Source organism: Stenotrophomonas sp. STEN018 (assembly GCF_056760235.1).
The window spans coordinates 52,370-78,479 of the sequence record NZ_JBRREK010000024.1 but is presented as its reverse complement, the minus strand read 5'-3'; the positions used below and the strand labels follow the sequence as shown (position 1 = coordinate 78,479).

Annotated in this window: 26 protein-coding genes and 2 pseudogenes; 11 read left to right on the top strand and 17 right to left on the bottom strand. The window is 63.4% G+C overall.

The window, feature by feature from the left end:
- Positions 1 to 142: 142 nt before the first annotated feature.
- The 3 genes from ACVOMB_RS11210 to ACVOMB_RS11200 form a co-directional block, all read right to left on the bottom strand.
- Positions 143 to 1,075: an MBL fold metallo-hydrolase gene (locus ACVOMB_RS11210; protein ID WP_481531244.1), complete on the bottom strand. Its 933-nt coding sequence runs from the start codon at positions 1,073 to 1,075 to the stop codon at positions 143 to 145.
- An 85-nt stretch (positions 1,076 to 1,160) separates the two neighbouring features.
- On the bottom strand, positions 1,161 to 1,454 hold the full coding sequence (locus ACVOMB_RS11205; RefSeq protein ID WP_481531243.1) for a hypothetical protein: 294 nt from the start codon (positions 1,452 to 1,454) through the stop codon (positions 1,161 to 1,163).
- A gap of 22 nt (positions 1,455 to 1,476) precedes the next feature.
- On the bottom strand, positions 1,477 to 2,778 hold the full coding sequence (locus ACVOMB_RS11200) for a tryptophan--tRNA ligase (protein ID WP_481531242.1): 1,302 nt from the start codon (positions 2,776 to 2,778) through the stop codon (positions 1,477 to 1,479).
- Between the two features lie 121 nt (positions 2,779 to 2,899).
- Here ACVOMB_RS11200 and ACVOMB_RS11195 point away from each other — a divergent pair, with 121 nt between their 5' ends.
- The gene (locus ACVOMB_RS11195) at positions 2,900 to 3,727 is read left to right on the top strand and encodes a hypothetical protein (protein ID WP_481531241.1); all 828 of its coding nucleotides are present in this window, start codon (positions 2,900 to 2,902) and stop codon (positions 3,725 to 3,727) included.
- A 208-nt stretch (positions 3,728 to 3,935) separates the two neighbouring features.
- On the opposite strand, the gene ACVOMB_RS11190 is transcribed toward ACVOMB_RS11195, so the two are convergent.
- From ACVOMB_RS11190 to ACVOMB_RS11150, 9 genes and pseudogenes are all read right to left on the bottom strand, one after another.
- Positions 3,936 to 4,157 carry a CsbD family protein gene (locus ACVOMB_RS11190; protein ID WP_481515056.1) on the bottom strand — a complete coding sequence of 74 codons (222 nt, stop codon included), beginning with the start codon at positions 4,155 to 4,157 and terminating at the stop codon, positions 3,936 to 3,938.
- A gap of 187 nt (positions 4,158 to 4,344) precedes the next feature.
- Positions 4,345 to 4,482, bottom strand: a complete 138-nt coding sequence (locus tag ACVOMB_RS11185) for an entericidin A/B family lipoprotein (protein ID WP_062170399.1) — start codon at positions 4,480 to 4,482, stop codon at positions 4,345 to 4,347.
- A gap of 53 nt (positions 4,483 to 4,535) precedes the next feature.
- A complete protein-coding gene (locus ACVOMB_RS11180; protein WP_481531240.1) occupies positions 4,536 to 4,688 on the bottom strand; it encodes an entericidin A/B family lipoprotein in 153 nt (50 codons plus the stop codon).
- 144 nt (positions 4,689 to 4,832) lie between these two features.
- Positions 4,833 to 5,753 carry an arginase gene (rocF, locus tag ACVOMB_RS11175; RefSeq protein ID WP_481515059.1) on the bottom strand — a complete coding sequence of 307 codons (921 nt, stop codon included), beginning with the start codon at positions 5,751 to 5,753 and terminating at the stop codon, positions 4,833 to 4,835.
- A 166-nt stretch (positions 5,754 to 5,919) separates the two neighbouring features.
- The gene (locus ACVOMB_RS11170) at positions 5,920 to 7,563 is read right to left on the bottom strand and encodes a mechanosensitive ion channel family protein (protein ID WP_481531239.1); all 1,644 of its coding nucleotides are present in this window, start codon (positions 7,561 to 7,563) and stop codon (positions 5,920 to 5,922) included.
- A gap of 541 nt (positions 7,564 to 8,104) precedes the next feature.
- Positions 8,105 to 8,284 (bottom strand): annotated as a pseudogene (locus ACVOMB_RS11165) (molybdate ABC transporter substrate-binding protein); the annotation flags it as partial.
- 48 nt (positions 8,285 to 8,332) lie between these two features.
- Complete coding sequence (locus ACVOMB_RS11160; protein ID WP_481531238.1) at positions 8,333 to 9,109, bottom strand: helix-turn-helix domain-containing protein; 777 nt, start codon at positions 9,107 to 9,109, stop codon at positions 8,333 to 8,335.
- A 7-nt stretch (positions 9,110 to 9,116) separates the two neighbouring features.
- Positions 9,117 to 10,328, bottom strand: a complete 1,212-nt coding sequence (locus ACVOMB_RS11155) for a coproporphyrinogen III oxidase (protein ID WP_481531237.1) — start codon at positions 10,326 to 10,328, stop codon at positions 9,117 to 9,119.
- A 44-nt stretch (positions 10,329 to 10,372) separates the two neighbouring features.
- The gene (locus ACVOMB_RS11150) at positions 10,373 to 10,618 is read right to left on the bottom strand and encodes a hypothetical protein (protein WP_481531236.1); all 246 of its coding nucleotides are present in this window, start codon (positions 10,616 to 10,618) and stop codon (positions 10,373 to 10,375) included.
- Positions 10,619 to 11,057: 439 nt separating this feature from the next.
- On the opposite strand from ACVOMB_RS11150, the gene ACVOMB_RS11145 reads away from it, so the two are divergent.
- Positions 11,058 to 12,530, top strand: a complete 1,473-nt coding sequence (locus ACVOMB_RS11145; RefSeq protein WP_481531235.1) for an aldehyde dehydrogenase family protein — start codon at positions 11,058 to 11,060, stop codon at positions 12,528 to 12,530.
- Positions 12,531 to 12,589: 59 nt separating this feature from the next.
- Here the strand turns inward: ACVOMB_RS11145 and ACVOMB_RS11140 are convergent, their stop codons facing one another.
- Entirely contained in the window at positions 12,590 to 13,210 is a 621-nt protein-coding gene (locus ACVOMB_RS11140) for a TetR/AcrR family transcriptional regulator (RefSeq protein WP_481531234.1), read from the bottom strand.
- 150 nt (positions 13,211 to 13,360) lie between these two features.
- Here ACVOMB_RS11140 and ACVOMB_RS11135 point away from each other — a divergent pair, with 150 nt between their 5' ends.
- On the top strand, positions 13,361 to 14,206 hold the full coding sequence (locus ACVOMB_RS11135) for a universal stress protein (RefSeq protein ID WP_481531233.1): 846 nt from the start codon (positions 13,361 to 13,363) through the stop codon (positions 14,204 to 14,206).
- Positions 14,207 to 14,797: 591 nt separating this feature from the next.
- Positions 14,798 to 15,229, top strand: a complete 432-nt coding sequence (locus ACVOMB_RS11130; protein ID WP_481531232.1) for a CBS domain-containing protein — start codon at positions 14,798 to 14,800, stop codon at positions 15,227 to 15,229.
- A gap of 205 nt (positions 15,230 to 15,434) precedes the next feature.
- Here ACVOMB_RS11130 and ACVOMB_RS11125 read toward each other — a convergent pair whose 3' ends face one another.
- A complete protein-coding gene (locus ACVOMB_RS11125; protein ID WP_481531231.1) occupies positions 15,435 to 16,694 on the bottom strand; it encodes a glutamate carboxypeptidase in 1,260 nt (419 codons plus the stop codon).
- A gap of 358 nt (positions 16,695 to 17,052) precedes the next feature.
- On the opposite strand from ACVOMB_RS11125, the gene ACVOMB_RS11120 reads away from it, so the two are divergent.
- Together ACVOMB_RS11120 and ACVOMB_RS11115 are read left to right on the top strand one after the other, a co-directional pair.
- On the top strand, positions 17,053 to 18,588 hold the full coding sequence (locus ACVOMB_RS11120; protein WP_481531230.1) for a TerC family protein: 1,536 nt from the start codon (positions 17,053 to 17,055) through the stop codon (positions 18,586 to 18,588).
- Positions 18,589 to 18,788: 200 nt separating this feature from the next.
- Positions 18,789 to 19,274, top strand: coding sequence for a TspO/MBR family protein (locus ACVOMB_RS11115; RefSeq protein ID WP_481531229.1), 486 nt, complete (start codon positions 18,789 to 18,791; stop codon positions 19,272 to 19,274).
- A gap of 32 nt (positions 19,275 to 19,306) precedes the next feature.
- On the opposite strand, the pseudogene ACVOMB_RS11110 reads toward ACVOMB_RS11115, so the two are convergent.
- The 3 genes and pseudogenes from ACVOMB_RS11110 to ACVOMB_RS11100 form a co-directional block, all read right to left on the bottom strand.
- Positions 19,307 to 19,564: pseudogene (locus tag ACVOMB_RS11110) on the bottom strand (oxidoreductase); the annotation flags it as partial.
- An 11-nt stretch (positions 19,565 to 19,575) separates the two neighbouring features.
- On the bottom strand, positions 19,576 to 20,250 hold the full coding sequence (locus ACVOMB_RS11105) for a ChrR family anti-sigma-E factor (RefSeq protein WP_481531228.1): 675 nt from the start codon (positions 20,248 to 20,250) through the stop codon (positions 19,576 to 19,578).
- The gene (locus tag ACVOMB_RS11100; RefSeq protein WP_481531227.1) at positions 20,247 to 20,870 is read right to left on the bottom strand and encodes a sigma-70 family RNA polymerase sigma factor; all 624 of its coding nucleotides are present in this window, start codon (positions 20,868 to 20,870) and stop codon (positions 20,247 to 20,249) included. The genes ACVOMB_RS11105 and ACVOMB_RS11100 overlap by 4 nt, the downstream gene beginning before the upstream one ends.
- Before the next feature lie 132 nt (positions 20,871 to 21,002).
- Here ACVOMB_RS11100 and ACVOMB_RS11095 point away from each other — a divergent pair, with 132 nt between their 5' ends.
- The 5 genes from ACVOMB_RS11095 to ACVOMB_RS11075 all read left to right on the top strand — a co-directional run bounded on the left by ACVOMB_RS11095 (position 21,003) and on the right by ACVOMB_RS11075 (position 26,109).
- Positions 21,003 to 21,770 (top strand): hypothetical protein, encoded by a 768-nt coding sequence (locus tag ACVOMB_RS11095; RefSeq protein WP_481531226.1) that lies wholly within the window; start codon positions 21,003 to 21,005, stop codon positions 21,768 to 21,770.
- 83 nt (positions 21,771 to 21,853) lie between these two features.
- A complete protein-coding gene (locus tag ACVOMB_RS11090) occupies positions 21,854 to 22,810 on the top strand; it encodes an acyl-CoA desaturase (protein WP_481531225.1) in 957 nt (318 codons plus the stop codon).
- 1 nt (position 22,811) lies between these two features.
- Positions 22,812 to 24,089 (top strand): NAD(P)/FAD-dependent oxidoreductase, encoded by a 1,278-nt coding sequence (locus tag ACVOMB_RS11085; protein WP_481531224.1) that lies wholly within the window; start codon positions 22,812 to 22,814, stop codon positions 24,087 to 24,089.
- The gene (locus tag ACVOMB_RS11080; RefSeq protein ID WP_481531223.1) at positions 24,086 to 24,853 is read left to right on the top strand and encodes a DUF1365 domain-containing protein; all 768 of its coding nucleotides are present in this window, start codon (positions 24,086 to 24,088) and stop codon (positions 24,851 to 24,853) included. The genes ACVOMB_RS11085 and ACVOMB_RS11080 overlap by 4 nt, the downstream gene beginning before the upstream one ends.
- Positions 24,850 to 26,109 (top strand): class I SAM-dependent methyltransferase, encoded by a 1,260-nt coding sequence (locus ACVOMB_RS11075; protein ID WP_481531222.1) that lies wholly within the window; start codon positions 24,850 to 24,852, stop codon positions 26,107 to 26,109. The genes ACVOMB_RS11080 and ACVOMB_RS11075 overlap by 4 nt, the downstream gene beginning before the upstream one ends.
- Position 26,110 lies beyond the last annotated feature (1 nt).

Genomic DNA, 26,110 nt, shown 5'->3' with positions numbered 1-26,110 from the left:
CCCCACCCCCCCCCCCCACCCCCCCGCCCCGCCCCGCCGCTCGCGCCAGCCCCCCGCCCCCGCCTCCCCCCCCGCCCCCCCCCCCCCCCCCCCCCCCCCCCCCCCCCCCCCCCCCCCCCCCACTACAGTAATCCGCTCGCTTTCAGCGCTTTTCACGGTCCAACCAGCAGGCCAGCCCCTGTGCATTGAGCTCGATATCCATCGCCAGCACACGCAGCACTTCAGACGCATCCAGCGGACTACCCTGCAATCTCAACCGCGCCACATACAACGCGCCCAGCGCATCCACCAGCAGACGATGCCGCTGCGGCTCGCCATTGCAGCGTTGTGCGATCGCCACCATCGCGTCGATCTGCTCGTGCAGTTCCTTGGCCAAGCGCACCGTGCCTTCAACGCGGCCGTAATGGGTCAGGTACATGCCTTCAGGTGATTCAAGCATCAATCGCTTGATCGAGGCGTGCATCGCCTCCGGCTCAAACTGCACCGGCGACGAGGTGGGAATGATGAAAGCACCACCAGCATGATCCAGCTCGCGATACGACAGGCCGAAGGTGTCGCCGGTAAACCAGCTGCGGCTGGCCGCGTCCCACACGCAGAAGTGATGCCGTGCATGCCCCGGTGTATCCACGCAGACCAGCTCGCGGCCCGCCAATGAAACCCGGTGTCCATCTTCCGCCACCACCACACGCTCGGCCGGAATCGGCACGATCTGGCCGTAGCTGCGCGCAATCTCGGCCTCGCCATACACCGCCGTTGCACCAGCAATCAGCCGGGCGGGATCGATCATGTGCTGGGCACCGCGCGGGTGCACCACCAGTTTGGCGTTGGGCAGCTGCTGCATCAGCGCACCGGCACCGCCGGCGTGGTCCAGATGCACGTGGGTCACGATCAGCCAGTCGATATCCGCAGGCTGCAAACCAGCCTGGGCAATACAGGCCAGCAGATTCGGCAGCGAATGCGTGGTGCCGCAGTCAACGAACGCGCCGCGTCCGCCCTGCACGATCAGATAGGCTGCATCGAAGTGATCGCGCTGGAACGCGGTATCGATGGTGTGGATGCCATGGGCGACGGACATGCGGGGACTCCGGCAGAAACTGGCTTCGATCCTGCCAGTCGCCCCGCCGCCACTCAACCCGGACTTTTGTCGCAGCCGCGTAAGTTCAGTGATGCAGTACGCGTGGGCGCAGCAGCAGGGCAAGCACCATCACTGCCAGGAAGCCGCCGTAGGCGTACAGCACGGCCAGGATCTGCTTCCACAGGCCTTCAGGAACCTCGGTGGCACCCACGTGGTAACCCCACAACATGAAGCCGATGCTGGCCACCAGGGCCAGCACCAGCATCGATGCATCAAACGCGGTGCGCCTGCGATTGCGCGGCTGGCGTGGAAACCACCAGTACAACGCCCCCATCACGCCGAACGAAGGGAGAAACAACAACAACGACAACCAGGCCATCGACGTGCTCCTCCACAGGGGTTTATTCCTTTGCCGCAGCCTCGCGCAGTTCGCGCAATGCAGCCAGCACCGGCTCCACTTCCACTTCGACCTTGAACAGCTCGCTCTGCAGTGCATCGCCCTGCTCGGCCTGCTTGAGCACGGCGATCAGCTGACCGGCATCGCGCGGTGAATCGAAGCCTTCGCTCTGGATCAGCAGTGCACCTTCGCCATCGAGCAACTTGAAGTAGAAACGGCCGTCCTTCTCGCGGTATTGCTTGAACAGCGGCAGCGCGGCCTTGGCAGCGACCGCAGCCTTGGGCTTGTCACCGGCAGCAGACAGATCACGCAGGCCGACGGCGTGGCGCAGTTCCTTCAGCAGCGGGATGGCGAACTGCTCGCGCAGCTGCTGGCCACGCTTACGCAGGATCGCTTCGATCTTCTCGGGCTCTGCCATCAGTGCGTTGTAGCGCTCACGCAGCGGCGACAGTTCGGCGTCGATGCGCTCGAACAACTGCTGCTTGGCATCGCCCCAGCTGATGCCCTCGGCAAACGCCTTGGCGAATGCTGCGGTCTGCTCCTGGCTGGCGAAGGCCTGGTACATCTGGAACAGCGCCGAGCCTTCGGTGTCCTTGGGCTCGCCGGGCATGCGCGAGTCGGTGAGGATCGAGAACACCAGCTTCTTCAGCTCCTCGCGCGGCACGAACAGAGGGATGGTATTGCTATAGCTCTTGCTCATCTTGCGGCCGTCCAGGCCGGCCAGGGTGGCCACCTGTTCGTCGATGATCACTTCCGGCAGGGCGAAATATTCCTTGCCGTAAACGTGGTTGAAGCGCTGGGCGAAATCGCGCGCCATCTCGATGTGCTGGATCTGGTCACGACCCACCGGCACCTTGTTGGCGTTGAAAATCAGGATATCGGCGGCCATCAGCACCGGGTACATGAACAGGCCGGCGCTGACGCCTGCATCATCGTCGAGCTGTTCCTCGCGGTTCTTGTCCACTGCGGCCTTGTAGGCATGGGCGCGGTTGAGGATGCCCTTGCTGGCGACCACGGTGAGGAACCACATCAGCTCGGTGGTTTCCGGGATGTCGCTCTGCCGGTAGAACCACACCTTGTCCGGGTCCAGACCGCAGGCCAGCCAACTGGCCGCAATCTCCAGGGTCGAGCGCTGGGTGCGCTCGGGCTCCTGCGCCTTGATCAGGCTGTGCAGGTCGGCCAGGAAGAAGAAGCTCTCGATATCCGAGGCCTGGCTGGCGGCAATGGCCGGGCGGATGGCGCCGACGTAATTGCCGAGATGGGGAGTGCCGGAGGGGGTAATGCCGGTAAGGACGCGGGTAGTCATGAAAACCAAGCTGACGAGCGGATGAACCGGGCCAGTGTAACCGCCCTCGCCTGTCCCCGCCCTCAACCCCGTTGCCCACGCCTGGCCGTTTCAAGGCACGTACCCAGCCAAGGAGCCTGCCATGTACCGTTTTCTAGCCAGTGTGTTGTCAGTTGTCGCGCTATGCGGGTTCAGCCCGGTACGGCCGGCAGATGAGGGTCCGGTGCAGCTGTCGGTGATCGACCGCGACGACGGACAGGAGCTGGACCTGTCCCCCCATCGCGGCCAGCAGTGGGTGGCCGGCAGCCCCGGCCACCGCTACAGCGTGCGCATGCAGAACCGCAGCGGCCAGCGCGTGCTGGTGGTGCTGTCGGTGGACGGCGTCAATGCCATCACCGGCCAGACCGCCTCGCCCAGCCAGTCCGGCTATGTGTTGGAGCCCTGGCAGAGCAGCGAGATCACCGGCTGGCGCAAATCCAATGCCGAGGTGGCGCAGTTCGTGTTCACCAGCTCCAGCGACAGCTATGCCAGCCGCACCGGCCGCCCGGCCAATGTCGGGGTGATCGGCATCGCGGTGTTCAACGAGGCGCGCCGGCCGGTGTATGACGTGCGCCCACTGCCGATGCCCCGGCCGACACCGCGGCCGATGCCGCAATACGAAGACCGCGCCCAGGCCAGTGCCAACGCCAGCAGCCGCGCGGCCGAAGCCGCTGCGCCCAGCGCGTCGGCCAAGAGTGAATCGCGGCAGCGTCTTGGCACCGGCCACGGTGAGCGTGAGTGGTCGAGCTCGTCATTGACCAGTTTCGAGCGTGCCAGCCGTAATCCGGTGCAGGTCAGCGAGGTGCGTTATGACTCACGTCAGCGGCTGGTGGCGATGGGCATCCTGCCGCGCGGCTATCCTCGGGTAGACAACTCGCCGCAGGCTTTCCCTAGTGGTTTCGTGCCTGATCCGCCGGCGCGTGGGCGTTGATCGTCGGTTGCTGCAGCAGCCCGCTGCTTGTCTGTAGGAGCGGCGTAAGCCGCGAAGCTGACGCTGCCCGAGCTCTCAGCGATTGTGTCATCTGATGATGCCCTTGCTTCGCGGCTTACGCCGCTCCTACAAAAAAAGCAGAAACCGATGCCAGAGGTCTGGCATCGGTTTCTGCTTGAGGCAAACCACTTACCTCAATCACCCCGCATCAGTGGTAATCGGGATAGTCCTTGTGCAGCGCCTTCTGGAAGTCGCGCACTTCGGTTTCAGCACGGTCCTTGGCCCAGCCATAGCGTTCCTGCAGGCGACCGGCGAGGTATTCGGCGTTGCCTTCAGCCACCTTCAGATCGTCGTCGGTGATGTCGCCCCATTTGGCCTGCACCTTGCCCTTGAGCTGGGTCCACTTGCCGGAAATGATGTCTTTGTTCATTACGCTGCTCCTTCGGGGGATACGCGGTTGATTCGCGTGGGACCACCTTCGCTGCAGCGCTGTTGGCATTAGGTCCATGATTCGTTGTGTGCTGCTGACCTTGGTGAACATCGCTTCAGCTAAACCCGCATACGAAGAAGGCCGGCAATGCCGGCCTTCTTCGCTTCATCTGGGCGACGCCGCCGGATCAATGACCCTTGGCAGCACCTTCGACTTTTTCGCCAGCCTTCTGCACGTCTTTGCCGGCACCGGCAACCGTATTGCAGCCAGACAGCACCGCGACCGAGAACAGCGACAACAACATCAGGGCGACCAAACGCTTCATGTGATTCTCCTGTGGTGGTTCCATCGGCGCGGCCACAAAGGACCGCGTGTTCATCAGCACTTACCGTCTTTACAGTCCTGCGCTTTGTCTTCGACCTTCTCCCCGACCTTCTGCATATCCTTGCCAGCGCCGGCTACGGTGTTGCAGCCGCTGAGCATGCCAACCGAGAACGCGCCCACCAGGGCCAACATCAGTACTCGCTTCATCGTGGATCGTCTCCTCACTGATAAGGCGGCGGCCGTGCCGAGCAACTGGCGGCAGGCCTCCCGCGTGTGAAGACGAATCTGGCGGCTGGGCCGTGTGCTCCGCGTGAAACCGCGTAGCACACGTTCAGCGATGTCGTCAAAACGTTAATCGCGCATCAAGGTGGATTTGCCGAACAGGCTTTCCACCAGGTCCACCGCCAGCTCGGCGGTGCGGTTCTGGTGATCGAGCAGCGGATTCAGCTCGACGATGTCCAGCGAGCCCATCAGCCCGGTGTCGGCAATCATCTCCATCACCAGCTGCGCCTCGCGGTAATTGACGCCGCCAGGCACCGTGGTGCCGACGCCCGGGGCGATGCTGGGGTCGAGGAAATCCACGTCGAAACTGACGTGCAGATGGGTATTGGCATCGATGCCATGCAGCGCGGCCTCAACCGTGCGCTTCATGCCGGCTTCGTCGATATGGCGCATGTCATACACGTCCACGCGATGCTGCTTGATCAGCCGCTTTTCTTCCGGATCGACCGAGCGGATGCCGATCTGATGCACCTGCCAAGGCGCGATCGCCGGGGCGCTACCACCCAGATGGGTCAGGCCTTCCGGGCCCAGGCCGCACAGGCAGGCCACCGGCATGCCGTGGATATTGCCCGACGGGGTGACATCGGAGGTGTTGAAGTCCGAGTGCGCATCCAGCCACAGCACGCGCAGCTGCTTGCCCTGCTCACGGCACCAACGCGCAACGGCGGTGATCGAGCCAACACCCAGGCAGTGGTCGCCACCAAGCATGATCGGCAGGCGCCCTTCATTCAGTTCGGCATACGTGGCCTCCATCAGCGCGTGATTCCACGCCACCACTTCGTCGAGATGACGGTAGCCCTGCACCGGACCGGTCCACGGATTACGCGGGCCGTCGAGGTTGCCGATATCACGCACTTCCACGCCGCGCTCGACCAGCGCTTCGGGCAGCCCCGCAATGCGCAGCGCTTCCGGGCCAAGCCGCGCACCGCGCGCACCAGCACCCACATCGGTAGGCACGCCAATCAGCGACACCGGACGAAAACCAGTCATACCACCTCCGTTGCAAATGAAAGTAGTTTAGCGAGCGGCTGCGGAAAGGCCTTGCGGCAGCGCGTCAAACCAACGCCCCGGCGGGCTGTTGCGGCAGCTGAGGCGGGCGTTACCGCAAGCTTACGCCCGGCACATGTCAGTCATGTGCGCGACGCCAGTCAGACGATCACGGCGTGGGGCCTTGCGGGTCCCAATCGGCAGGCGGCACGATCTTCGGCAGCTCCGGGTCGGCGATGTAGTTGGGCGACATGATCTGCACCCCGGCGGCGTTGAACGCGTCCTGGATGCTGGCATGCAGCTCACTGAGTATCTGCGCGCGCAGCGGCAGCTGAATGATGTGCACGCGCAAGACATAGGCAACGTAGAAATCGTTGAGCGCGGTCTGCAATACATGCGCGGCCGGGACCCGCTGCACATGCGGGGTCTTGCCCGCAGCCTCCAGCAACAGTCTGTGCACCTGTCGCCACGGCGTGTCGTAACCGATGGTGATGCTGGTCTCCAGCCACATACCCGCTGCTTGTGGGTCGCGTGAGTAGTTCAGCAGCTTGCCGCTGAGCACATGCATGTTGGGCAGGCTGACTTCCACCCCGGTGATGGTGCGGATGCGGGTGGTGAACAAGCCGATCTGCAGCACCTGGCCTTCGACATCGGCAACCTTGACAAGATCACCGACCGACATCGTCCGTGCATAGAGCAGGGTGAAACCGGCTGCGGCCTGGCCGACGATGCTGGAGCCGCCCAGCGAGATCATCACACCCAGCAACACGCTCAAGCCCTTGAACGCGTCGCTGCTGGAGCCGGGCAGGTAGGGATAGGCCATCGCCAATGCGAACAGCCAGATGCCCGCGACTGTCAGTTTCCGGGTTGGCTCGGCCAGCTGCCGGTCGATGCCGAAGATCTTGAAGCGGCCGTTCTGCACGCCACGGAACAGCAAGCCGACAATCTGGCTGCACAGCCGTGCCAACAGGAAAATGATGACCGCGGTGACCAGCCCCGGAATCGCCGCCACCGCCGCCACTGCCCAGAGTTTGGCCTGTGCGGCGATCCACGCTGTCATCGCCGTGGCCAAAGGCTGGGTGTAATCGAACTGGCGGAACAGGTAACGCAGCCATTCCTCGGCCACTACCAGCACCGCCACCAGCAACACCGCCCGTGACAGCCAATCGGCAACGGCATTGGCGCCGGTGAGCATCTGCCGCAACGGCGCGCTGCGCAGCGTGCCGGCCTTCTCGCCCACCCAGGCCAGCATCAGCGCACGCAGCCGGCGTGCGCCCCATGCCATCAACCAGATCAGTGCACCCGCCAGCCCGGTAGCTACCAGGCTGTGCATCACCCCACGCATCACCCTTCCGGGTGCACGTTCGCGTTCGGCGGCGGCAACCGCTTCACCGAGCCGGCTGCGCACCTCATCACGTACCTGCGCCATGCTCTGACCCTGCGCGCGGTCCACATCCTCGGGCGTGATCATGGTGACCACTTCACCGCCGAGCAGCAGGATGCTGCCATCCACCGTGTCCTTGAAACTGATACCCGGCAGGCCGGGCTCATCAACGATCCGCTTGATATTGAGTTCGGTGACCTGAGCCCGCTGCAACGGCGAGCGCCCCATGAACGCAACGCGGAACGTCAGGATGTCGCGGTTGTAGTACCGCACCGTCGCCGCTGCTGGCGCATCGGCCGACACCTGTTCAGTCGCGGCCAAGGCCGGTACCGGGGCGCACAGCAACGCCAATGAGCCCGCCACCAGCGCCAGTACAATCAAGGCGACCCGGCGTACCGCCGACCAGACTTCGATGCTGCTTCGGAACATCTTTCTGCTTCCCCGCAAGAAAAGATCGCAACCCGCTGGGGTGTTGCTTCAATCCATCAGCCAATCAACCGCCTGACAGGAGCAAGGTACGCCAGCTGCACCTGCGGTCAATCATCGCACTGCCGCACGCGTAGCGCCTCCTTTCCTCGGTTTCTGCACAGCGCGGCTCTCACCCGGACTCGAAGGTGACCGAGCTCGAACGCAATCAAGCGCCATCCTGCCGCGCTTGGGTCCTGTAGCCAGCCGCACTGCTCCTGCTCAGCACGACACTGCAGCAGCATTGCCGTAGCCCCGGGGACACCGCGCTTACCCGGGCCACGGTCATCGCTTCATCGCCTGAATCGCTGCGCGGTCTGCAATTGGTTGCACTGCTGCGCATCCTCGCACCGTTGCTGGCCCATCCCTGCCGCTGGCTTACGCTTGCTGCCGCAGGCTGGCTGCTGGTGCTTGCACCGTCGCAGCTGCGGCTGGCGTGGATCTACTGCGCCACCTGCGGATGGAAAACCAGCCTGAGCGCGGACCCGCGCTCAGGCCTGCACGCGACCTGCGCGCCACGTGCGATCTGCTGCAGCAAGGTGCCAGAGGCAGCGAAGTTCAGGTCCACCCTGGTACCGGGATGGGCGGTCTCATACGCGCTGGATATCTCGCGGAAGCTTTCGGTCAGGCTGGAAGCCGCCGAGACCGTCAGTTCCGCAGCGCTTGCCGGCAGCGTGGCAGCCAGCAACTACAACGCCCACAGCTTGTTCATCCATGCATCCTCGGTTGGGCATCATTCGCTTGCGTCATCGGTGGCCGCCATCAACGCCAAGCGTTCCGGTTGCAGCAGGATGATCTCGCGCTGCTTCACCGCGATGACTTCTTCGTCGCTCAAGCGCCGCAGCACCCGGCTGGCGGTTTCCGGCGCCATGCGCAGGTAATTGGCGATCTCGGTGCGGGTCATGGTCAGATTGAAGCGGTGTGCCGAGAAGCCGCGTCGTGCGTAGCGGTTGGAGATGTCCAGCAGGAACGCCGCCATGCGCTCCTCGGTACGGTAGTTGGCGGCCAGCAGCGCCGCCTTGCCGATCTCGGCGCTGAGCAGGCTGAACAGCTTGGCCTGCAGGCCGGGCATGCGACTGGCCAACATGCTGATGCGCGGAAACGAGATACGGCACAGATGCACGGTATCCAGCGCCACCGCATTGCAGGGATAGCGCGAACCGTGGATGGCGTTCAAACCGATCACTTCGCCGGGCAAGGCAAAGCCCAGCACCTGCTCGTTGCCCAGGCTGTCATCGACAAAGGTCTTGACCATGCCTGCGCGTACCGCAGCGATGGAATCGAAGGGCTCGCCCGCGCGGAAGATGTAATCGCCCGCATGGTACGGCCCAACGTGATCGACCATCACGTGCAGCTCATTCAGCGCAGTCTTGTCATAGCCCTGTGAGCTGCAGGCATCGGAGAACGCACAAGTCGTGCAGAAATGCAGCGCGTCACCGTCGCCGGCAGCGGCTGGATTCGGCGTCGCAGTGCCCAAGGGGCCGCGCGGTGGGGGTGTAGGTGACGTCATTCCGTTTTCAAGCAACTGCGGCCACGGGTCGGAAGCACGCTGCGATCATACGCCACAGCAGCTCGCCTTCGTTCTGGATCAACAGCATGTCGCCGTCACGGCGCAGCCAGCCGCGTTCGATGAAATGCGCAAGACCCGCCAGTGCATCCTCAAAAAAAACATCAAACGGCAAGGCATTGCGCCACTCGAAGGCACGCATATCGAGCACACGGTCGCAGGCCAGGCTCTGTATCACCTCATCGGTCATACATTCATGCTCGGAAAGAATAAGACCGGCCGCCACACCCGGCTGGGCGGCAACCAGACAGGCACGCCAATGCGCGGCCCGCGGCTCCATCCGGCAGATCACATCGCCAATCTGGCTGCACGCACCCGGGCCGATACCGAGCAGGTCATGTCGGTCGCGCCGGGGCACACCCAGCAGATCACAGTGGCGCTGACCGTCACCGCTGCGCGCTGGCATCGCCAGGTCACCCCGCTGGTAGTGGTCGCCACCGAGCGGCTGGTAGCCAGCCGTACGCAACAGGCGCCATGCCTGCAGCCATTGTGCGGCGGATGCCTGTGCCGGCAATTGGTAAGGCGCTGGCAACACTACCCGCTGCGGTGCCAGTGCCAGTACCTGCTGTAAACGCGGCAGGAATGCGCCGTCATCTACAACCGGGGCACGCAGTTGGTAGTAGCAGGCGGTGAAGCCCGCGTGCTGGCCCTGTTGCAACATCCTCGGGCCGTCTTCACCGGCACGGTCGATCACGGTCAAACGGGTGCAGCCAACTTCGCGCAGTGCCGCTGGCGCAACGCTGCTGGCAGCATCCAGACGCACCTCGACCTGCGGCCGCGCGATGGTGCACAGCATGTTTGGTACGGCGTCCAACAGCCGCCCCAGCAACGCGGGCGGCAATTGCTCGGCAATGCCGGACAGCAGCACCATCGCGGCTACTTCACGGTCGCTGGCCAACGCATCGGCATGCAGGCGCAGGCACACCAGCAAGGCGTCCAGCAGGTTCTCGGCACGCTCACCGTGGTCGCCCGGCGCACTGAAGCCCAAGGTAAGCGCACGTGGAATCAGGTGCTCGTTGCTGGCCTGCATGGCCGCGCGCCAGCCGGCCTCGGCAAAGCCTGGGGTCAACTCCTGCGGCGACGGAAACAGCACATCCGCGGGTTGCTGCAGCAGGGCTGCATGCAAGGTGGCATCGTCCATTCCGGCGGTCTCGTCTGACATGCCAGCATCCTCGCGCAGGTGCCGCCGGGCTTCACTGATCTGGATCAAGCGCGGCGCTGACCCTCCACTGCGACGGCATCAATGGCCTCAGACGGGTCGGTCTCGTGATCGCGCTGCGGGAAGTTGCGACACTGAATCCGATGGATGGCGAAGTGCATCCAGGCCAGGGCAATGCTGACCAGCGCGAATAGCAGCATGAAGCAGCTGCTGCAGATGCCAAGCGCATCGTTCAAGGCACCGAATGCGTTCGGCAGGATGAAACCGCCGACACCATCGATCACGTCGATCACACCGCCGTGATCGGACCCCTGAATGGCGCAGTACTGTACCTGAGCCTGCGTCTACCGAGCGAGCGGACCAAGGCCGTTGTGCGCCACCGCCGCCAACCGCATGGAAGCTGCTCATCTCCAACCTTCTGTCCGGACAACCACGACGGATTGAGCATGCTTGTTTGACTTAGCCTGCTCGCTCATAACCACCGAAACAGGTCTTGCGCGTGCACCGCAACAGTTGCAACCACTGATACCGGCAATGAGCTGGGCGGCGTAGGTTTTCTCCGCAGCCGCGTAGCGGAGGGCAATCGGGCTGGCGGCGGAAGGCTGCTCTTGGCGATCGCCATGCACTGACATCGCGGACCGGTGGTTACCAATGCTGTTGCGACTCGGAGAAAGCCCGCTGCTCGCACAAAGACCACGGCCCCACTACGCCAGCCATCCGCGATTGCTGGCCATGCATCGCACAAACAGTGACGGAGACGATCAGATGTACGACAAGAGTGAGCTGGAGCGGATACTCGATCTGCAACGCGCGGATTTCCTCAAGCAAGGCGATGCCAGCCTGCAGGTGCGCAGCCAACGCGCGAGCAGGATGGCACTGGCATTACTGGAGAACATCGACGCCCTCAGTGAGACCCTGTCCGCCGACTACGGCGCGCGCCCCGTTGCGCTCTCCAAGGCCTTTGAAGGGCTCAGCTGGGTGCAGGACATCGAACACTCACTGGCCAGCCTCGCGCAGTGGATGGCCCCGCGCGTGGTGGCCGGTGGTTTCGTTCAGGCCAAACCCAAAGGGGTGGTCGGCATCATCGGCGCATGGAACTTCCCGCTGACGCTTACCCTCCAACCCGCCATGGCCGCACTTGCGGCCGGCAACCGGGTGATGTTGAATTTCCCCGAGCAGCACCCACGTACCGGCGCCTTGCTGCGGGAAATATTCAACGCGCGCTTTGATGAGACTGAAGTAGTCCTCTTCAATGGCGACCTCGGTACTGCGCAGCAGTTCTCCACGTTGCGATTTGACCACCTGTTCTTTACCGGCTCACCGGACGTAGGCGCGCTGGTCTCGCAGGCAGCGGCGAAGAACCTGGTGCCGGTGACGTTGGAGCTAGGTGGCAAGAATCCGGTGATTGTGGCCCGCGACGCGGATCTGCTGCTGGCCGCGACCAGGATCACCTCGACGCGCTTGTTGAATGGCGGCCAGGTCTGCCTATGCCCCGACTACGTGTTCGTCCCGGACGAAAAGTTCGAGGAGCTTGTTGGTCACCTGAAGGCGCAGATCCGTAGCGTCGCCGGCGACTACCTGCACAATCCGGTGATCGTTCCCATCATCAATGAGCGCAACTATGATCGCGTGCTCGGGTTGATCGACGATGCTGTTGTCCAGGGCGCACAGAAGCTGGAGCCCTTACCGGAAGGCCAGCTGCAACTTCTCCCTGACCGCGCATCACGCAGGATCGCTCCCACCTTGCTGATCGACGTGCCGGAGAACGCGCAGATCAACCACCACGAGATCTTCGGCCCGGTGCTGGTGCTGAAACGCTACAGCGAAGTGCAACAGGCCACCGACTACATTGCGCATCACCCAGCGCCCTTGGCCGCCTATTGGTATGGCGAAGACAGTGCTGACTTCCGCCACTTCCTGACTCACACCAACAGCGGTGGCGTCACCCGCAACGACGGCTTCATTCACGGGCTGCTGCCCGAAACACCGTTTGGTGGCGTGGGCAACTCAGGATCAGGCGCCTACCACGGCCGCGCTGGCTTCGACACGTTCACCCACTACCGCGCCGTGGCCAACGGCGCAGGCGAACAGGGTGCGGCCGACGCATTCGTCAATGGCGCGATGCTCGACCCTGCTGCGCTGGCCGGTGTGGATGGCGCAATCGCAGCGGCGATCACCACGTTCAAAAAAACAGCTGGCTTCTGAGCAAGGCAGGAGCCGCCTTCAGCCCAGCTTTCGCTGCAGCGGAACCTGGGCCATGCACTTCAATCAGCATCGTCAAGCAGGCACCGCACCAGCTTCTCGACCAGACGGCTTACCTGCTTGCGGTCGACGTCGGCACCCACTGCACCACGCACCATCACGCCGTTGAAGATCGCTGAAATCATGTTCATGCGCAGCTCCACCTCGGCTGCGTCCATCCCGTCCGGCAGGCCAACCCGATTGGACAGCGCCATGAACTCGCCGGTCACTACCTTGTCGGATTGCCGAAGGATGCGCTGGATGGCTGGATTGCGCGCGGCTTCGGCTGCCAGCTCCAGTTGCAGCTCCAGGTAGGCCGGATCCAGGCAGCGGTCCACGGAATCGGCCGTCTGCCTGGCAACCCGGGTTGCCAGGCTGCCGCCGCTCTCGTCTTCCTGCAGCTTGCGGGCAAGCTCGGAGAGGTTCTGCTCCTCACGCTTGGCGATGGCCTCGACGATGGCTTCCTTGTTCTCGAAGTAGTGGTAGATGTGCCCCGGGCTCATCCCGGCCGCTTTCGAGATCTTGGCGATGCTGGTGCCGTGGAAACCATTGCGTCGGAAACAGGCGCTGGCCGCGTCCAGCACCTGCTGGCGGCGCGCCTCGCCTTTTTCCTGACCAACCGCAGCGCTGCTGTTCGCATTCATGAAGTGAACCTGGAGATGTCTTGATTGGATTGGCGCATGACCGCGGCCACATTGTGTAGTACGATCATTCTAACTAGAACGATCATTCTAATTCTGGTTGAACGTTTGGATGGCCACCCGCCGCCAAGCCGAGCACAACGGAGCACGCCCATGACCACCCTGCTGAAAGACATTGCGGTGCTGTTCGACGCCAGCGAACCCGGCCAACAGATCCTGGATACGGCCACCCGGCTTGCCAGCGGCCATGCCTCGCATCTGATCGGCATCACCGCCCTTGCCCAGCAGCCAGCCACCCTGCAGGCTGGTTTTGCCAAGGGCGAGGCGCTGCATGAAGTCATCGTCCGCCACCAGTCGGTGATGGCCGCGCGTGCGCTCCAGCTCGGGCAAAGCTTGAACGATGCCTTGAATCGGCACGAGGTAAGCGGCGAGTTGCGGGTGATATCGCATGCAGAATCCAGCAGTGAGTCCTCATTGCATGCGCTGTACTGCGACTTGCTGGTGGTGAGCCACCCGAACATTCCGGCCTCGCCTCTGACCTGGTCGGCGCCGCAGATCCTGCAGCAATCCGGCATCCCGATCCTGATCGTGCCGCGTGACTGGGGCGACAAGCCGGTCGGGAAGAAGGTACTGGTCGCATGGAACGGCAGCCGGCAATCACGCCGTGCCATCGCCGATGCGATGCCTATGCTCATCAAAGCCGAAGAAGTCACGTTGCTGATCATCGACGCGGAGCGCAAGGCCGAGTTGCACGGCGATGAGCCCGGCGCGGACATGGCGGCCTATCTCGCCCGGCATCACGTGAAAGTCAATCTGCAACGGCTTACCTCGGCAGGTGTTCCAGTTGCTGAAGTGATCGTCACTCACGCAAATGCCGCGCACTGCGACATGGTGGTGTTTGGTGCCTATAGCCGACCCAAGCTTAGTGAAGCGCTATTTGGCGGTGTGACCCGGACACTGCTGGGCGAAGTTCCCGTTCCGCTGTTCGTTTCCCAGTAGCTGCAACGATCACGTCTTCTGTATCGATCAACAGCTTGGCGCACACGATCAACCACGTGCGTCAGGCAAAACGAATCTCCTGCTGACTCTCCTTCAGCAGAGATACCTCCCGGTCTCTCCCCCGACCGTGGAGCCTGCAGTCCCATGGACTGCGCGAATGTCGCGATGACGTCCGCGCCGGGAGGCGGTAGAGCCCCGTCTCCCGGCTTTTCGCGGGTGGTCGTGCAGAGCCAGAGACACGACACGCAAAGGCGCGCCCCCTGCCGTATTCGTATGCCGATCTCCGCAATGATGTGCGTCGCGGGCATGCCTTGATAAGCGCGAGAAAACTGCCGAACCGCTGCACAAGTGCCTATCGTGGCGAGCACAAGAGAACGACGTCGGCACAGTGTCATACGTAACCTTCCCACCTAAACCGCCGCGGAATGAATCACCAGTAAATCCGCGACAAACCGTCTCATTTACGCAAATACATCGGCACTGGCTGACTCGTAGAATCGAAGTGCCGAGGACATCGCGGCACCACGGCTACCACCACACAGGTAGCCAGGCGAACTATTCCGTTTGAGTAACCTGCACCAGGAAACATCAATGAACGTCCGCGAACTCCTGCAGTCCAAGAAACAAACCGTAGTCACCATCGATGTGGAAGACACCATCGGTGCCGCCGCGCACAAGATGAGCGCGAACAAGATCGCTGCGCTGGTGGTGATGAAAGACGACGCACCGGTAAGCATCATTTCCGAAAAGGACATCGTGCGCAGCCTGGCCGAGGATGGCCCACAAGCTGGACGCCGCGTGATCTCCAGCCTGCCCTCCACCGGACTGGAAGGCATCGCACCAGAAGCAAGCCTCAAACAGGCCATGGCGCTGATGACGTATTCGCGTCACCGCCATCTGATGGTGACCGAAGGCTCCAAGCTGGTTGGCATCCTCAGCCTCGGCGATATCGTCAAGAACCTGCTCAGCGAACTTGAGCTTGAGAAAGCAGTGTTGCAGGACATCTACACCGCAGCGCACTGAGTCGTACACGCGCGCTCCAGCTGAGCCTGTGATCCACCACAGGCATCAGTTCAACCACTGGCGTGGAGTCAACAACAGCCGCATGGCAGCGCACGCGCTACAGCGGACAGCGCTTGCCTTTGTGGGATCGCGACCCGAGCATCCGCCCGCTTCAACGACCGTGAGCTTGTGGCTTCCGGGTGAGGCCACTTGCTACGCCAGCAGATCAGCGCGGCGCGCGCTCTGCAAGTTCGATCAGCATCCTCGAAGCCAAGTACAGACGTGGCGGGATGGAGTCGATCTCGATGTACTCATTGCGTGCGTGGTAGCCCCAACCGGCAAGCCCAAGGCCTTCCAGCACTGCGGCATGGCCGGAGCGGCCGGCAAACCCGGCATCGGTGCCGCCATTGGTGGTCGGATGCATCAGCAGCTTGCGGCCATCGAGTTCGGCGTAGATCTGCTGTGCCAGGTCCGCCAATGCGCGGCCGCGCTCCCCCGCCACGTAGATCGGACGCAGCGGCTCCAGCGTCACCGTGGTGGTGGTATCCGGCACCACGTGACTCTGCTTGACCTTGGCCTGCAGCGCGGCCAGCAGATTGGCATTGCTGTCGGCCTGCATCACCCGCGCATCGCCGCCGACTTCCGCACGTTCCGGAATCTGGTTGCGTGCGGTACCGGCGTTGGCCGTGGTCCAGTTGAGCTGCGCACCGGGTACTCCGGCGGCGACGTCCTTGGTCTGGATGATCTGATGGGCCAACTCGACCAGCGCGTTGCGGCCCTGCTCCGGCGCCGCACCCGCGTGCGCGGACAGGCCCTGCACCGTCATCCGCACCTGCGAGGTGCCAGCGGCACTGAGCAGCACGCCTTCGCTTTCGATAACTGCCTTGGCCGGCGACGGCTCGAAGGACAGCACCACGTCGTGCTCGTCCGCCAGTTTGGCGATGGTTTCGCCCGAACCCGGCGAGCCGATCTCTTCGTCCGGATTGAACAATACCGTGACCGTCGCGTAATCATTCCAACCACGCGCCTTGAGCAGCGCCAGCGAATGCAGGATCACCGCGATACCGCCCTTGTCGTCGGCAATGCCGGGGCCGTACAGCAGGTTGCCCTTCTGCTGGAACGGTTCCTTCTCCAGGATGCCGCGGTCGTAAACGGTATCGGCATGGGCGATCAACATCACTTTCAACTTGCCGTTGCCGATGAAGCTGCCGCGGACCAGATCCGGGCCGCCGGTTGCCGAAGCGACCCGCTCGACCTTGGCATCCAGGGTGCGCAGTCTCTTGTCCAGATAGTCCATCAGCTTGGCGACGCCTTCGTGATCGGTGGAGCCCGACTCCACCGTCACCAACTCTCGCAGCGTCTCGATCACTGCCGGTTGCTGGGCCGTAGCCGCTGCCTGCAGCTGCGCATCAAGCTGTGCCGCCTGTGCCACTGATGCCCCTATCGACAAACATCCACTTAAAATCGCTGCAAGTGCAACACGCATGTGCCACTCCTCAGATCACAGTCGCTGCAGGATAAGGCCTGCCACCATCACCATTCAGGTCCAATCGAGCGCTGCAGGCCAGCACAGCGTTGGCTGCAGCCGTAGCCTATCAGCAGCAGGTGAACCCCTGGCGGCTGCGCCAAGCGGAAACCGGAGCGCTTCCACCAAGGACCGAAGGCCATGTGCGGCCGGATCTCGCAAAAGTGACCGGCTGCGTTGATCCCTGCCTACGTGACAACGCAGCGTCCCGCCGCGCAAATGAACATGAAAATGAACAACAATAGAAATCAACACGCTTGGGTGAAGCGGGTTGCCCCAGCGTGCGAAGATCGAGGTCCCTCCGCTACCTCAACCCTGCATGGAATGGTTATCCGACCCAACAATCTGGATGGGTCTTTCTACACTTGTCGTGCTCGAAATCATCCTCGGCATCGACAACCTCGTCTTCATTGCGATCCTCGCGGACAAGCTTCCTCCCCATCAGCGTGACAAGGCCCGCCTCATTGGCTTGAGCCTGGCGCTGGTGATGCGACTGGGCCTGCTGGCCACGCTGTCCTGGATCATGCGGCTCACCGCGCCGCTGTTCTCCGTATTCGACCACGCCTTCTCCGGACGCGATCTGATCCTGCTGATCGGCGGTCTGTTCCTGTTGTTCAAGGCGACGATGGAGCTGCACGAGCGGCTTGAAGGGCGCTCGCACGAAACCGGCGACAACAAGGTGTACGCCAGCTTTGGTCTGGTGGTGACCCAGATCGTCATCCTCGATGCGGTGTTCTCGCTGGACTCGGTGATCACCGCCGTCGGCATGGTCGACAACCTCGGCGTCATGTTCGCCGCAGTGACGATTGCGATGGCAGTGATGATGCTGGCCAGCAAACCGCTCACCAGTTTCGTCAACCGTCATCCGACGGTCGTGATCCTGTGCCTTGGCTTCCTGTTGATGATCGGCTTCAGCCTGGTCGCCGAAGGCCTGGGCTTCAAGATTCCAAAGGGCTATCTATACGCTGCAATTGCGTTCTCGGTGCTGATCGAGGGCTTCAACCAGTGGACCCAGTTCAACCGGGAAAAACACGCGCAGAACTTCTCGTTCCGGCAACGCACGGCCAATGCGGTGCTCAAGCTGCTCGGCTCACGGCCCACGCAGGCCGTTGCCGGCGTCAAGCGCGAACCGGAAGATCAACTGCCATCGGGCCTGGCCGCGTCCGAGCACGACATGATCCGCGGCGTGCTGGCCTTGGCCGACCGCTCGGTGGCAAGCGTGATGACCGTGCGCGCCGATATCCAATGGATCGATCTTGGCAAGGGACCGGAGCACACCATCTCGCAGTTGATGGCCTCACCGCACACCCGCCTGCTGGTGGCCGATGGCGAGCTGGATAACCTGCAAGGCGTGGTGCAGAGCCGCGACCTGCTCGCAGGCGTTCTCGCCGGCAAGCCATTGGTACTTGCGGACTACCTGCGAGAGCCGCTGACCCTGCCCGAAGGCGCAACCGCGCTGCGTGCGCTGGAACGGATCAAGCAGCATCCGATTCCGCTGGCAGTCGTGGTCGACGAATACGGCAGCGTGCAGGGTCTGGTCACCGCCAATGACCTGTTGGCAGCGATTGCAGGCGACCTTGTCGATACCCGTGACGCCGACTTCGGCGCCGAGCAGGTAGACGGCAGCTGGATCGTGGATGCGTCCATGTCGATCGAAGACGTGGAACGCATCACCGGTATCACCCTGGAAAGAAGCCCGCTGTATGTCAGCCTGTCAGGTTTGCTGCTGCATGCATTGGAGCGACTGCCGGTGGTTGGCGATACCGTCGAATCGGCTGGCTGGCGCCTGCAGGTGGTCGACCTGGAAGGCCGGAGAATCGGCAAGACGCGGATTTCCGGGATAGAAGCGCAGTAACCATTGCGGCTGGCGTCACGGCTGCCAAGTGCGGCCGTGACGCGTCATGAACACCGTCCCAGTTCAAGCCGGAGTGCAGGGCCGTGCGCTGCGCTGGCCCATACGCCTATCAACATCGCTGACGGTAGTTGCTGCATCAAAATCCAGCGCTGCTTCGTATCAACGGCATGTGATCACGCCGAAAAGGACGAACAACCGCCATGCAAATACGTAAACAGCTGCTTGGTTTCTCCGGCTGGTTCTTGGTCACCTTGCTTGCCGCCGCACTTGGCGCTCGCGCTTCCATTTCTGCTTCCAGTTTCTACGCCGCCCTTGCGCTGCCCGCATGGGCGCCACCGGCAGGCCTGTTTGGCCCCGTGTGGACAGCGCTCTACACAATGATGGCGCTGGCGGTATTCCTTGTCTGGCGAGAACGCGGTTGGCGCGCGGCTGCACCTGCGTTGACCCTTTACCTGCTGCAGCTAGGCATCAACGCGTTGTGGAGCTGGCTGTTCTTCGGCTGGAAACTAGGTGCCCTGGCCTTCGCCGACATCCTTCTGCTACTGGTGTTGATCGTTGTCACGCTGGTTGCGTTCTGGCGCATCCACAAACTGGCGGCGTTCCTGCTGCTTCCCTATCTTGCCTGGGTGAGCTTTGCCAGCGTGCTCAACCACGCGGTCTGGCAGGCGAATCCCGGGCTGTTGTAAACAATCCAAGGCCTTGCCTTCGCGGCAGCAGGGCTACGCGGCATCGATATCCCCAACTGGTTGATCTGTGCACACCCCACCACGACAGGCGGATCGCACATGCGTGCCAACGCGATCATCGCGCGGCCAAGCGTCAGGTTGCTGGTGAACAACGATGGCAAGGCAACACCTGCCAGCTGCATCAGTGGCCCGCCAAACACATAGAGGGGCTTCAACAATCCATGCTGGGTGCCGGTTCCAGCGACCGGGCGAACGCCGCCCGGCCGCAGCATTGCCGTACGCCCCGGCATCTCCGTGCGAACTAGAGTTTGACGAAACGCTGGATCTTGCGTGCCATCCAACCGCTGAATACCAGCGGTGCATCCAGCGCCGAGACACAGATGCACGGCACGCCCGGCGCGGTCACCGGCTGGTGTTCCACATCGGCATCCAGATCCGCCACATCGCCGGGCGCGAACAAGCCCAATGCATCGTTGTAAGAACCGCGCAGGATCTGGGTGAGCTCGCTACGGCCATGGCTGTGCATGGGCAGGCACTTGCCCGGCGCAATCTTCAGCATGATCAGCGACGGCATCTGCTGCGCACGGATGCACTGCACGCCCGGCGCCATCCAGCGCCAGCGAAGCTTTGCCAGCGAGTCACCGAAATAGGGATGCAAGGACGCCGGCAGATATTCCGGGTCGGCTTGCGGCCGCTCCGGCGGTGTCGGCTGCTCTGGCCTCGACATCGGTGCCGTTCCCACATCCATGAGCTGTGCAAGCATGGCAGCGCGTAGTGTTTCGCGTCGCGTATCGTCGAGCACCGGCTGGGTCTGCTCCAGCAACGCCGAGCCGACCGCTTCGGCATCGCGCAGGCGCTGCCGGCAGTGCGGACACTGCTCCAGGTGGGCGCCGGCAACAATGCTCAGCGGCGCCTGCAGCGCGCCGGCGGCGTAACTCATCAAGGTGGATTCGTGCAGGTGGTGGTGCGGATTCACGACCCGCCTCCGACCTTGGACTGCAGCAGCTGGAAGGCCCGCCGCAGATGTGATTTGACCGTGCCCAATGGCATTCCCAACGCCTGCGCGATCTCGCCGTGGCTCTTTGCTTCGAAGTAGGACATCCGCACAAGCCGCGCCTGCACCGCTGACAACTCGTTGATGCGCTGGCGCAGCTTTGCATGATCAGCGAACTGCTCGGCACTGCTGCGGTCCAGGACATCGGCCGCGGCGGCGTTCTCAACCGCCGCCTGCACCAGCGTCCAGCTGCGCTCATGGCGCACACGGTCGATGTGCAGATTGCGGGCGATGCGATACAGCCAGGTACTCAATGCACCCTGTGCCGGATCGAACTCCGCGGCCCGCAGCCACAAGCGCAGCAGGCACTCCTGCGCCAGTTCCTCGGCTACCGCCTCCGGGGCGCCCAGGCCACGCAGGTACACACACAGACGTGGCATGAAGTGATCGTAGATGCGCATGAAGCAGTCGCGGTCGCGCAGCCGCGCCACGCCGTCCATGTCACCGGCCCAGTTGATTGGCTCTTTGCTCAGCTGCGGTGAACTGGACACGATCCGGGCGGTGTCGAATGGGAAAGGGGATTTGCGGAGATCAGGGTACATCTGCGTGGGCAGCGTTGCAGTGAATGTGTTGTCCTTCCTACGCGCGGTGGCAGCGTTTGGATGCACCGCCCCGACTGCATCCAGCGGCCGGCCCCGCCCGTAGGCAAGGTGAGCTCACTCCGGGACGCCCCCATGCGCATGGCCTGCCTGTCGTTGTTCCTGCCCTTCGTGGCATCGGCAGCGCCGCTGCTGCGCGGCGAAGGCATTGCTACGACCCGTGGTGGGGCGGTGGCCTACCGCGAGATACATTGGCAACGCGGCGCTGGTGATACAGCAGAGCGCTGGGTGCAATACCTGTGCCCCGACGGCCAGCCCTTCGCGCGCAAGCACATGCAGGTCAACGGTTCCGCTCAGGCACCCAGCTATCGCTGGGAGGACCGGCGCAGTGGCCAGGCCGCCAGCGTGGCAGCGGCAGCAGGCGTCGTACAGCTGAACTGGAAGGAAGATGCGGCGGCGAAAGCGCGGGCGCGGCGGCTGCCGCTTCCAGCCGATGCGGTGATCGATGCCGGGTTCGATGCCGCCGTGCGCGCGCATTGGCAGCGGTTGATGCAGGGCGAGCGGCTCAGCCTGCAGTTCCTGGTACCCAGTCGGCAGCAGTACTACCCGGTGCAGGTGCAGCGTGTCGGCGCCGTCCGCTGGCAGGGGATGGATGCCCAGTCCATCCAGGTGCAGTTGGATGCGTGGTACGGGATGGTCGCGCCGCGTCTGGCGCTGGTCTATGCCGATGCCGATCAGCGCCTGTTGGAATTCCACGGCACCAGCAACCTGCGCGATGCCCGCGGTGACTACCCGGTGGTGACGGTGCGCTTCGCGCAGAAGGCTGTGGAACGCCCCCTTGCCCAATGGCAGGCAGAGCTGCAGCAGGCACTGGTGGCGCGCTGTGCCGCCGCGCCGGGGTGACCCCGGTGGAATCTTCATTACGCTGCATCCAATCACTGCCGCGCTGCGTAGAGGAGGGTAGGAAACCACTAGAGATACGCGCCATGGCATCCGCAGCGCCCCTTCCCCGCCGACGTGTGGCCCTGCTGCGTACGCTCCAGCGCTGGTTCGACACCGCCGGCAGCGCTGATGCCGCTGGCGAGGCACAGCCAAGCGATCGCATCGATTGGATGCGCGCCCTGCCCTTCGCGCTGTTGCACATCGGCTGCCTGGGGGTGATCTGGGTAGGAGTGTCGTGGACGGCGGTTGGCGTCGCGCTGGCCCTGTACGCGGTGCGGATGTTCGCGATCACCGCGTTCTATCACCGCTATTTTTCCCATCGCACCTTCCAGGCATCGCGCGCGGTGCAGTTCGTGTTCGCCCTTGTCGGCGCCTCCAGCGTGCAGCGCGGGCCGCTGTGGTGGGCGGCGCACCATCGGCATCACCACCGCCATGCCGACCAGCCGCTGGACCCGCATTCGCCGCAGCAGAAAGGCTTCTGGCGCAGCCACGTCGGCTGGTTCCTGACCCGTGAAGCGTTCGCCACCGACCTGCAGCGCGTGCCGGATCTGGCCCGCTTCCCGGAACTGCGCTGGCTGGACCGTTTCGACACCGTGGTGCCGCTGCTGCTCGCCATTGCCCTGTACGCACTGGGTTCCGCGCTTGAACGCTGGGCACCGGGCCTGCAGACCTCCGGCATGCAATTGCTGGTGTGGGGATTCTTCATCTCCACGGTGGTGTTGTTCCACGCCACGGTCACCATCAACTCACTGGCGCACCGCTTTGGCCGGCGTCGCTTCGACACCCGCGACGACAGCCGCAACAACCTGTGGTTGGCGTTGATCACCTTTGGCGAGGGCTGGCACAACAACCACCACTTCTTCCCCGGCACGGTGCGACAGGGATTCCGCTGGTGGGAGATCGACCTGACCTGGTATGGCCTGCGGGTGATGGCGATGCTCGGCCTGGTCAAGGAGCTCAAGCCGATCCCGGCCTGGGTGCTGGCCAAGGCGAGGAACTAACATGCGCATCGCGATCATCGGCTCGGGCATTGCCGGGCTGGCCAGCGCCTGGTGGCTGGATGGTGAGCATGACGTCACCCTGTTCGAGGCAAACAACTACTTCGGCGGGCATACCCACACCCATGATCTGCAGGTGGACGGAGTGCGGATGGCGGTGGACACCGGCTTCATCGTCTTCAACCAGCAACACTATCCACTGCTGAGCGGGCTGTTCGAGGAACTGGGAGTCGCCTCGCAACCCACCACGATGAGCTTTTCCATGCGCAGCGAGCGCAGCGGCGTGGAGTACAACGCGACGTCGCTCGATGGCCTGTTCTGCCAGCGCCGCAACCTGCTGTCGCCACGCTTCTGGGGCATGTTGCGCGACCTGCGCCGCTTCTACCGTGAGGTACCGGCGCTGCTCGAAGGCGACACAGGCCCCACGCTCGGCGAGTACCTGCACAGCCATCACTACGGCGAAGCCTTCATCGAGGAACACCTGCTGCCGATGGCGTCGGCGCTATGGTCATCACCGACGGCCACCGTGCGTGATTTCCCGGCGCGCTATCTGGTCCAGTTCATGGCAAACCACCAGATGCTGCAGATGACGGGACGTGCGCCGTGGCGAGTTGTGAAGGGCGGTTCGGCGCGCTATGTCGATGCCTTGCGTGCGCGCTGGCAGGTACGTGAGCGGCTTGCATGCCCGGTATTGAAGGTTGAGCGCACACCTTGGGAAGTACGGGTTCACAGCACCGCGGGCATTGAGAGCTTCGATGAAGTGATCATGGCCTGCCACAGCGACCAGGCGCTGAAGTTGCTCGGCGATGCCAGTCCGCTTGAACATGATGTACTGGACGCCATCGGCTACCAGCGCAATGAAGTGGTGCTGCATACCGATGCATCACTGCTGCCGCGCAACCGCAAGGCATGGGCAGCATGGAACGCGTATGTGCCGCAGGACACCGGCGCGCCATGTACGGTCAGCTACTGCATGAACCTGCTGCAGGGCCTGCCCGGCGACACGCCACTGGTGGTGACACTGAACAACAGCGCACAGATCGATCCGGACAAGGTGCTGCGCCGCATGCAGTACGCGCACCCGGTGCACAACCATGCCGCCATCGCCGCGCAACAGCGCTGGGCCGAACTGCAGGGCCGACGCCGCACCTGGTTCGTGGGTGCCTACTGGGGTTGGGGCTTCCATGAGGACGGCATCCGCAGTGCCCGCCGCGTGATTGATGCGCTGACTGAGCGCAGGCCGAAAGCTACCCGGCAGCCACATGCGGAGCTGACAACATGAGCGCCAGCGCCATCTACATCGGCCAGGTGGTGCATCGCCGCCACCTGCCGCACCCGCATGCGTTCCGCTACCCAATCGCCCAGCTGTTACTGGATCTGGACGAACTGGAGCAGATATTTTCCGGGCGCTGGCTGTGGTCGATGAACCGTCGCAACCTGGCCGAGTTCCGTCGTAGTGACTATTTCGGCGACCCGGCGAAGCCGCTGGCAGACGCGGTGCGGGACCATGCCGCGCCCGTGCTCGGTCATCGGCCACAGGGACCGGTGCGGCTGCTTACCCATCTACGTGTTGCCGGCCACGTATTCAATCCAGTCAGCTTTTACTACTGCTACCAGGCCGATGGCGTCACTCTGGATTGCGTCGTGGCGGAGATAACCAACACGCCGTGGAAAGAACGCCACGCCTACGTGCTGCCGACTGCAACCGCGCAGCACAGCGGTCGCGCGTTGCGCTGGCAGTTCGACAAGTGCTTCCACGTTTCGCCGTTCATGGCGATGGATTGCCGCTACGACTGGCGTCTGACCGCGCCTGGCGAAGACCTGCAGATACATATGCAGGTCTGGCGCGAAGGCCTGCGCCAATTCGACGCCACCCAGTCCATGCAGCGCCACCCGCTCAATGGCGCCGGCTTGGCACGGGTACTGGCCTGCTACCCGCTGATGACGCTGCAGGTTGTCGCCGCCATCCACTGGCAGGCACTGCGGCTGTGGCTGAAGCGCAACCCGGTCCACGACCACCCTTCCCTCGCCGAGAAAACGCGATGAACCAGATGACTTCCTCGGTGGCCCTGCCGCAACCCGGTGCGCTGGATGCGCTGCTGCGGCGCCGGCTGCTGGCCGAACTCGCACCACTGCGCGATGGTTGCCTGCGCGTGCGCGATGCGCTCGGCGAAGTAGTGCTCGGCGATGCTTCAGCGCAGATGCAAACCACGGTGACCATTGACGACCCTGCGTTCTATCGCAAGGTGGCCGCACAAGGCAGCGTCGGTGCCGGCGAAAGCTATATCAATGGCGACTGGCGCTGCGATGAGCTGGTCACGCTGGTGCGCATCCTGGTGCGCAACCGCGACCTGCTTGATGGCATGGAACGCGGCCCTGCACGTATTGGCGGCTGGCTTCTGCGTGGCTGCAACCGGCTGCGCCGCAACAGCCGCGAAGGCAGCCGTCGCAACATCGCCGCGCACTATGACCTCGGCAACGATTTCTTCTCGTTGTTCCTGTCGCCGGACCTGATGTACTCGTCCGCGTTGTTTGCCGACGAAAACACATCGCTTGAGCAAGCCTCGCAGCGCAAGCTGGACCGCATCTGCCAGCAACTGCAGTTGCAGCCCGGCGACCGCGTGATCGAGATCGGCACCGGTTGGGGTGGTTTCGCCGTGCACGCGGCGCGGCATTACGGCTGCCATGTCACTACCACCACGATTTCCGCGGAGCAGCACGCACTGGCTGCGCAGCGCGTGAATGAAGCCGGGCTGCAGGATCGGATCACTCTGCTGATGCAGGACTACCGTGATCTTGAAGGCCAATACGACAAGCTGGTCTCGATCGAGATGATCGAGGCCATTGGTGCCGAATACCTGGACACCTACATGGCTACTCTGCAGCGGCTGCTCAAGCCCGATGGCGTTGCGTTGCTGCAGGCGATCACCATCGAAGACCATCGCTACGAGCAAGCCCGGCGCAGCGTGGATTACATCAAGCGCTTCGTATTCCCCGGCAGCTTCATCCCCTCGATCAACGCCATCATGACGGCGAAGACGCGCGCCAGCGATCTGCAGCTGGTTGCACAGCAGGACTTCGGCTACTCCTATGCCCTGACCCTGCGCGCCTGGCGCCAGCGTTTCATGGCACAGCTGCCTGCAGTGCACGCACAGGGCTTCGACGCGCGTTTCTGCCGGCTCTGGGAGTTCTATCTCGCCTACTGCGAGGGTGGCTTTCTGGAACGCTCGATCGGCGTATCGCACCTGTTGCTGGCGCGGCCCGGCTATCAACCCGCAGCCAACGCCGGGCAGATCCGCTGAC